Source organism: Citrobacter sp. S46_ASV_140 (genome assembly GCF_018919545.1).
Lineage (GTDB): Bacteria > Pseudomonadota > Gammaproteobacteria > Enterobacterales > Enterobacteriaceae > Citrobacter > Citrobacter braakii.
This window is the reverse complement of record NZ_JAHLRC010000140.1, coordinates 1-8,231: the sequence shown is the minus strand read 5'-3', so window position 1 is coordinate 8,231 and position 8,231 is coordinate 1. Positions and strand designations below refer to the sequence as shown.

General features: G+C 54.2%; 7 protein-coding genes. 2 read left to right on the top strand and 5 right to left on the bottom strand.

Annotation, left to right across the window (positions count from 1 at the left end; genetic code table 11):
- The coding region (locus KQJ19_RS20815) for a DUF4153 domain-containing protein (RefSeq protein WP_216404074.1) at positions 1-892 on the top strand (892 nt) is incomplete at its 5' end.
- An 82-nt stretch (positions 893-974) separates the two neighbouring features.
- Here KQJ19_RS20815 and hslO read toward each other — a convergent pair.
- The 4 genes from hslO to igaA form a co-directional block, all read right to left on the bottom strand.
- Entirely contained in the window at positions 975-1,853 is an 879-nt protein-coding gene (gene hslO, locus KQJ19_RS20810) for an Hsp33 family molecular chaperone HslO (RefSeq protein ID WP_016157640.1), read from the bottom strand.
- 24 nt (positions 1,854-1,877) lie between these two features.
- Positions 1,878-2,279 carry a ribosome-associated heat shock protein Hsp15 gene (gene hslR, locus KQJ19_RS20805; protein ID WP_016157639.1) on the bottom strand — a complete coding sequence of 134 codons (402 nt, stop codon included), beginning with the start codon at positions 2,277-2,279 and terminating at the stop codon, positions 1,878-1,880.
- A 10-nt stretch (positions 2,280-2,289) separates the two neighbouring features.
- Positions 2,290-2,958 (bottom strand): GMP/IMP nucleotidase, encoded by a 669-nt coding sequence (gene yrfG, locus KQJ19_RS20800; RefSeq protein WP_016157638.1) that lies wholly within the window; start codon positions 2,956-2,958, stop codon positions 2,290-2,292.
- 62 nt (positions 2,959-3,020) lie between these two features.
- Positions 3,021-5,156, bottom strand: coding sequence for an intracellular growth attenuator protein IgaA (gene igaA / locus KQJ19_RS20795; protein WP_019078148.1), 2,136 nt, complete (start codon positions 5,154-5,156; stop codon positions 3,021-3,023).
- Between the two features lie 322 nt (positions 5,157-5,478).
- Between igaA and nudE the strand changes: the two genes are divergently transcribed.
- Positions 5,479-6,039, top strand: coding sequence for an ADP compounds hydrolase NudE (gene nudE / locus KQJ19_RS20790; protein ID WP_016154795.1), 561 nt, complete (start codon positions 5,479-5,481; stop codon positions 6,037-6,039).
- Positions 6,040-6,097: 58 nt separating this feature from the next.
- On the opposite strand, the gene mrcA is transcribed toward nudE, so the two are convergent.
- A partial coding sequence (gene mrcA, locus KQJ19_RS20785; protein ID WP_216404073.1) for a peptidoglycan glycosyltransferase/peptidoglycan DD-transpeptidase MrcA occupies positions 6,098-8,231 on the bottom strand: 2,134 nt, incomplete at its 5' end.

The following is an 8,231-nucleotide window of genomic DNA, read 5'->3' as shown; positions in this document are numbered from 1 at the left end:
TCCCTATCCAGCCGCGTTACGCTACCTGATCAAATGCGCCCTGGTTGTCGCGCCCATCTATATGCTGATTGCCGGTTGGTCACTGTGGGTGCGAATTCAACAGTACGGTTGGACGCCCGAGCGTTTATATGGCGTGCTGGTGGTCTGCGTGCTGCTGCTCTGGTCGTTTGGCTATCTGGCGAGTATTTTACGCCGTGGGCGCAATCCGCTTGAGCTTCAGGGGAAGGTGATTCTTAGCGTTTCGTTGCTGGCGTTGGGGCTGTTGATTTTGCTGTCGTCGCCGGTTATTGATGCCTGGCGCATCAGCGTCAACAGCCATATGGGGCGGTATCACAGCGGGAAAATTAAGCCGGATCAGGTCAGCCTGTATATGTTGAGTAATAGCGGAAAACCGGGACGTGCGGCGTTGGAGGCATTACAAAAAGATGCGGCGTTTAACCAAGACAGTAAGCGCCGGCGCGACTTAAATTCTCTGCTGCAAGGACGTCGCGATCCCATTCAGAACCTGACTACCACTCAACTAGCGCCGAAAGTGATGATTGCTCCAGGTAGCAGGCAACCCGATGAGACCTTCTGGGCGTTTGTCAAAGGGCAGAGCTACCGCATTACATCCTGCGTTGAGCAGGATGCATGCGTCCTGGTCGATCAGGACCTCAATGCTGATGGTAAGCCTGAGCAGGTGCTGTATGCTTTTGGCGATGGTGAGAGTCTGGTCTTTGCCAGGAAAGAGGATAAATGGGAACTCATCGCATCAGGTCAGCTACCTGCAGGATTCAATAAGGATAAACTGCTGCAGGCGGTGGCGAATCATCAACTGGATTCAGCCCCCAGAGTTTGGCGTGATATCACTATTGATGGCACCCGATTGCCGATGAATTATTACAACGAGTGAGCGTGTTGCGGATAGCGCTTTGATGGATGGCGGTGCGAACGCCTATCCGGTCGACGATAGTGGGCCGGATAGGCAGTGGTGATTAATGTACCTGCGGGTCCGCCGGGGAAGCGTTGCTGCGGATCTCAGCAATGTCCATGGCGTTAAACAGATAGTGGCTCCCGCAGTAATCGCAGTGCATATCGATCTCGCCTTCTTCCGCCAGAATGCTGTCCACTTCTTCGTCCGGCAGCGTTTTCAGTGCGCCAGCGCAGCGTTCGCGTGAACAGGTGCATTTGAACTCAACGTCCTGCGGATCGTAGAGAGTAACCTCTTCTTCGTGGTACAAGCGCCACAGCACTTCGTTGGCCGGGAGCGTTAACAGCTCTTCAGTTTTGATGGTTTCGGTCAGGGCTGTCAGGTGATCGAAATCATCTGCCTGCGCGTTTTGCGCCGGCATTACCTGCAGAAGCATCCCGCCAGCAGCGGGTTTGCCATCGACGTCGCCAGTACGGATAAACAGACGTGTCGGCAGCTGTTCAGAACGCATGAAGTAATCTTCCAGACAGGCGGCCAGCGTGTCGCCTTCCAGACCAACTACGCCCTGATAGCGCTCGCCTTCTTCTGGGGTAATGGTGATCACCAGGTAGCCGTTGCCTACCAGCGTTTTGAGATCAGCGCCTTCAGGGATATCGCCCTGCATACGGGCCACGCCGCGCATCTGCTGATTGTTGTTGCCGTTAATGACGGCCAGGCTCAGCGGACCATCGCCCTGCAGCTGTACGGTGATATCACCGGCAAACTTCAGCGTGGCGGTGAGCAGGCTGGTGGCGACCAGCAGTTCAGCCAGCACGTTCTTGACCGGCTGCGGGTAAGTATGATTTTCGAGGATCTGTTGCAGGGTTTCCGAAACGGTCACCAGCTCGCCGCGCACGGCAAAGTTTTCAAACAGATAACGATGTAATTGGTCATGTTGCGGCATAATCATCTCTCTTGCAGGTGACAGTCACTCGCTGTCGCCATGTTTAAATCGTAACAGGTCGCGGCGCTCTTTCTTGTCCGGTCGCCTGTCCGGGTGCGGCATGGTTAACGCGTTAAGTTTACGCGCCAGCGCCACTTTTTCGCGTTTTTCTACGCTTTCCGCGGTTTCTTCATACAGCGTAACGGCTTCCGTGGCCGGGCGACGCTGCTCGGTAATAGCCTTGATAATGACCGTTCGCTCGTCATTTCCCTGGCGCAGGGTGAGGGTGGCGTTCAGCTCGACAATCTTGCTCGGTTTGCTGCGCTGGCCGTTGTAATGCACCTTACCGCCTTCAACCATTTCGCGGGCTAGCGCACGCGTTTTGTAAAAGCGTGCAGCCCACAGCCATTTATCCAGCCTGACTTCAGCAGAGGGCTTTTCTTTCATGGCGTCTCCTTCACATCAGTGAGGGGATCAGTCGGCGGTAGTCATTCAGTGACGGATGGCGTGCGTACTGTTTTTCCGCGATGCCTGAGTCGGGATTGGTCACGCCGAGGCAGTAACGAATACCGTACAGAGCAGCGGCGTCGAGAATGGGTTCGCTGTCGTCAATAAACAGCGTCTTCTCTGCACTCATTCCCGTTTCTTCAGCCACAGCGTGCCATAACCGCTGATCCTCTTTGGGATAACCAAATGTGTGGGTGGAAAGTAATAAATCAAGGTGTGAGGCCAGACCGGTATGCTCCAACTTCACCGCCAGGTTATGGGGATGCGCGTTGGTGAGCAAAATACGGCGCTTGCCGCTGGCTTTTAAGGCATCAAGAAACGGTACGGTATCTTCACGCAAAACGGCGCGCGGTCCCTGTTCCGTTGTCATGGCGCAAATATCAAGATCCAGGCATTCGCTCCAGTAATCCAGGCAGTACCAGTTTAGCGTATGCTGCACGGCATGATACTGCTGACGAATATAGTCCTGGGCTTCCTGGGGAGAGATACCCTGTTTCGCGCCATAGGTTTCCGGCACCAGTTTTTGCCAGAAATAGTTATCGAATGCCAGGTCGAGCAGCGTGCCGTCCATATCTAACAACACGGTATCGACATCCTGCCAGGCAATATTGATCTGCATGGAAACTCCCCAGAAGAAAACATGATGCGCGACAGGGTAGCATATCCTGTCGCGCGAGCGTGTTATCGAATCAGGCTTTCCGGGTTGTCAATCAGCGTTGGATTCAGGCAACTTTCGTAGTAGCTCTGAATTTCCGTGATGCGGGAGCGGTGACGCTGGTAGCGTCTGAAAGCCTGTATGCTGTTGTAGACAGCGCACCCGAGCATGGAGAACATCAGCAGCGTTGTGCCAAGGTAACGCCATAATCCTGAACGATCCGGGATACGGTGCAGGCCAATGTGCTGGGTGCCATTGGCGTCGGTCGAAATATTGGTGACGATCCCCTCCGCGCGAAACGGCGTCTGCATCAGCATCTGCGCCAGACGCTGGAAGGCGTTCCACTGTTCCTGTGGGGGATAGTCATATAGCGAGGTTGTCGGCCACGGCTGATCGACCAGATCGCTGCCTTCGTCGCTGATAATCAGGAAACCGCCAGGGGCTGGGCTATTCAGCGTCTGGGCCGCTCGCGCAGTCTCGCGTGAAATAAACGGCGCCGTAGAGGTATTCACCAGATTATCCAACGACTCCGCGCTTACCGGACGCAGCAGCACGTTCACACCATCCAGTTTGCCTGCGTTCGCCCGTTTCACCAGCGCTGTCCAGTCTTTACTGTTACCAAGGTTAACCAGCGCATTTTTTAAACGTACACATTCATCTTTGGCCGCGCACAGATCGGCCGTTTTCAGGACAATCTCGCCAAAATCGTCCAGTAACACCATTCCGGACTTTTGGATTGCCGAGCGTAACGATGCGCTGACGCGAGAGTCATCATCCGCTTTGGGGTGCAGTTGGCGGTTCACCGCCTGCGTGAGCGCGGTGGCTTTATTCACCAGATCGGACTCAGGCAGCGGTAATGCGCGCGCGTCATTCCAGATAATTTGCGTGCAATCGAAAGGCATAAACGGCGCGGAAGGCTGCGCATTCCAGCTCCCTTGGGTATGAATGTTACACATACCCGTACCGCTCAGATGCAGCGTGTCACCCACGCGAACGCCCGCGTTTTCAAGCTGTTTAACGCTGGTGGCTTCGATAGTTTGTGCGCCCTTCATCCAGGAAAGCGTAAGCTTTATCGGCATATCCAGCGGGATCCAAAACAGCAGCATCAGCAGCACCAGCAACGAGCCGCCCGCGATGACGGCGTTGCGCAGCCAGTGCTGTAACGGGAAGTTTTTGACTTCGTCATGCAGCGATAAAAAACGTCCCTGGCGTACAACGTGGCGATCGAGATAAATATCAATATCCGTTTGCTGGCCAAGATCTTGTGCGATGTAAGGCTGCCAGTGCGGTGGATAAATCAGATCAATAATACCTAGCGAGATATTATTAATTTGCTCCTGGTCGTTTTCGCCAAACAGCCCCCAGCGACGCGGCGTACCGCGCAGACAATGAATTTCCCGCAGGGCGGTTTTAGACGGTGGGGCAAACAGCCCCCACAGACCCGCAGCCAGCAGCAGCACCGCGCCACCAACTGTCCACGGAACAAACGTATCCGGGATTATCAAACAGAAAAAGAACAGCAGGAACGATGCGGCAATCAGTAATGCCTCGCGCAATCCCGACGGGCGGCTGAGCGCATATTCTTCATGGGTTTCCTGGCGAATATTCAGCAGTTCAATCTGCTCGCTTTCTTCACCGCGAATGGACGCCTGGGTAGAAGCGGTGTGCTGTAACGCATAGCCACGCGCTTCCTGCATATATTCCTGCAGCGTATGGCCGTTCAGGGAGATAACCAGCGGTATCGTATTGGTGTGGATTAGCTCAACGCTGTTTTCGTCATTGATGTATTGTTCCCAGAAAGGGGGAAGATGTACCTCAACGGAATCAAGATAGTAACGCCATTTGTTAGGATCGTCGGTAGTAATGCCGTAACGTGTAATCGCGTGCGTAAGTACGATGACGCTATTACTTTGGGCATTCAGCGTTAATGACACCGGTGCGGAGCTGGCGCCCGTTGGACCAGGTACCTGCTGAATTTGACTAAGGCTTTCGAGATAGTTTTCGACTGCACTGCGCTCTTCAGGCGTGAGTTTACGCTTCGAGGCGTCTGAGAAGACGTTGCTCAAGGGTAAATTTTTCCGTCTGGATTTCGTTCTGAGTAGCCATCCTGCAAGCAATGAGCAGGCCAGCAAAGCAGCTAAAAAAATCAGAATGGTGCTCATGCTTTCCCCATCTTACTTAGTCTGTCAGGCGTGGTCAGTCGCACCCTGTTCAATATTCGTGATTCTGTGGTTGGCTATCGGCAAGTGTGGAGTCGAACTTGAGCATCTTTAAGTACAGCCCAGTAAATGCGAATCATAGCAAAATCACTAAAAATGGAATATCAGCAAATTCCTGGAGTTATTTCAACCTATTGACTTTTAATTTGAAATAGGGATTAACTTTTAGTACGTTACATAAATGTAAATAAACGGCAATTCACATTGCCGAAACCGTGCGGTATATCGCACAATAACCCCAGATTTCACAGCAAAGATCCTCACAATGAGCAAATCATTACAGAAACCCACGATTTTGAAAGTGGAAACCGTCGCCCAATCCCGGCTGTTTAAAGTCGAAAGCGTGGACCTTGAGTTCAGCAATGGCGTACGCCGCGTTTATGAACGTATGCGCCCGTCCACGCGTGAAGCGGTAATGATTGTGCCGATTGTGGACGACCACCTGATCCTCATCCGCGAATACGCCGTCGGGACCGAATCTTACGAACTGGGTTTTTCCAAGGGGTTAATCGATCCTGGCGAAAGCGTGTATGAAGCGGCGAATCGGGAGCTGAAAGAAGAGGTGGGGTTTGGCGCAAAAGATCTGACGTTTTTAAAGAAACTCAGCATGGCGCCGTCCTATTTCTCCAGCAAAATGAACATCGTGGTGGCGGAGGACTTATATCCTGAATCGCTGGAAGGTGATGAGCCTGAACCATTACCGCAGGTGCGCTGGCCGCTGGCGCATTTGATGGATCTGCTGGAAGATCCTGATTTTCACGAAGCGCGTAATGTGAGTGCGCTGTTCCTCGTGCGTGAATGGCTGAAAGGACAAGGGCGGCTTTAATTTCTCTTCACGAATAATAAAAAAGGCGCCGAAGCGCCTTTTTTTGATCGTTCAGGGATCAGAACAGTTCGTGTGTCTCACCATTATCGATAATGGTCGTCCCCACCTCATGCACCGCCTGTTGCGTCGGCTGAGTGCCTTCAATGAAGTATTCTGCGCGGCTGTTGCCACCGCTTGCCAGTTGACCGGTGCTGCGATCGATATTGACCGTCACGATACCCGGCGGCGGCGTCAGCGGCTGCTCAGGCACGCCTTCCAGCACGGACTTCATATAGGCATCCCAGGCAGGCTGTGCGCTCTTTGCGCCGCCTTCGTAGCCGGAGATCTGGTCTTTGATCGCCCCAGAAGCCGTCGTGTGTCCGAGATTGCGGCGATGGTCATCAAACCCGATCCATACCGACGTCACCACGCCTGGCCCGTAGCCGGAGAACCATGCATCTTTAGAGCTGTTGGTGGTCCCGGTTTTCCCGCCGATATCATGGCGCTGTAAATCGCGACCTGCACGCCAACCGGTTCCCATCCAGCCCGGCTCACCAAAGATATTGGTGTTCAGGGCGCTTTTAATCAGGAAGGCCAGCGGCGTGTTGATCACGTGTGGAGCGTACTCCTGCGTTCCGCTTTGCGCGACCAGCGCCTGGTTTGCCTGCTCAAGCTGAGGCATAGGCACGGCGGCATTCTGCTGTTCCTGCGAGACGGCGACATCTTCGACGTTACTGTTTTCCAGCACGTTAGATTTCTGGGTATCACCATAAATCACCGGAATATCGCATTCCGGACAGGCAATTTTCGGCTTCGCCTCGAAGATAACGCCGCCCATATCGCTTTCGATTTTACTGATGAAATACGGATCGACCAGGAAGCCGCCGTTAGACATCACTGCATAACCGCGCGCCACCTGCAACGGCGTGAACGAGGCAGAACCCAGTGCCAGCGACTCGGTGTGCACAATGTTCTGTGCCGGGAAGCCGAAACGTTGCAGATACTCTGCCGCGTAATCCACGCCCATCGCGCGCATGGCGCGTACCATCACCACGTTTTTCGACTGACCCAGCCCCTGACGTAAGCGGATAGGACCGGCGTATTGCGGTGGTGAGTTCTTCGGCTGCCAGTCGGAACCCGCTCCGGCATCCCAACGGGAGATCGGCACGTCGTTAAGCATGCTCGCCAGCGTCAGACCTTTATCCATCGCGGCGGTATACAGGAATGGTTTGATGTTGGAACCCACCTGGCGTAACGCCTGGGTTGCACGGTTAAACTTGCTCTGGTTGAAGTCAAAACCACCGACCAGCGCCAGCACCGCGCCGTTTTGCGGATTGATGGAGACCAGTGCGGAGTTGACGTCCGGTACTTGCGCCAGCCACCAGGCATCGCCAACCTGGCGTACCCAGATTTGCTGCCCGGTTTGCACCACATCAGTCACTTTGCGCGGCGTCGGGCCTTGCTGGGTATCCGAGCGGTAAGGACGCGCCCAGCGCATGCCTTCCATCCGTAATGACACTGACGTACCATCCGCCAGCGCGGCAATGGCTTCCTGCGGAGTGGCGCTGGTAACAACCGCCGGTAGCAGGGGACCATAAGTCGGTAGCGCTTTCAGCGTATCGGTGATTTTCTTGCTGTCCCAACTGCTTTCGCCCACTTTCCACAGCACGTTCGACGGGCCGCGGTAACCGTGGCGCATGTCGTAATCCATCACGTTGTTACGTACTGCCTGCTGAGCAGCCTGCTGTACTTTGCGCGTAATGGTGGTGGTGATGCGATACCCGTCCTCATAGGCTTTCTCGCCATAACGGTTATACATCTCCTGGCGCACCATCTCAGAGAGATACGGCGCGGAGAAGGCGATTTCCGGCGCGTGGTAGTTGGCGTCAATGGCTTCGCCGCGCGCCTGATCGTACTGGGCCTGCGTGATGTAGTTTTCGCTCAACATACGCGACAGTACGACGTTACGTCGCGCGGTTGCCCTTTCCATCGAATAGAGGGGGTTGAAGGTTGACGGCGCTTTTGGCAGACCGGCAATCACCGCAATTTCACTTAAGCTGAGCTGATCAACCGTCTTACCGAAATAGACCTGCGCGGCAGCACCTACGCCATAAGCGCGATACCCCAGGTAAATCTTGTTCAGATACAGTTCGAGAATCTCATCTTTACTCAGCAGTTGTTCAATGCGGATCGCCAGGAACACTTCTTTGATC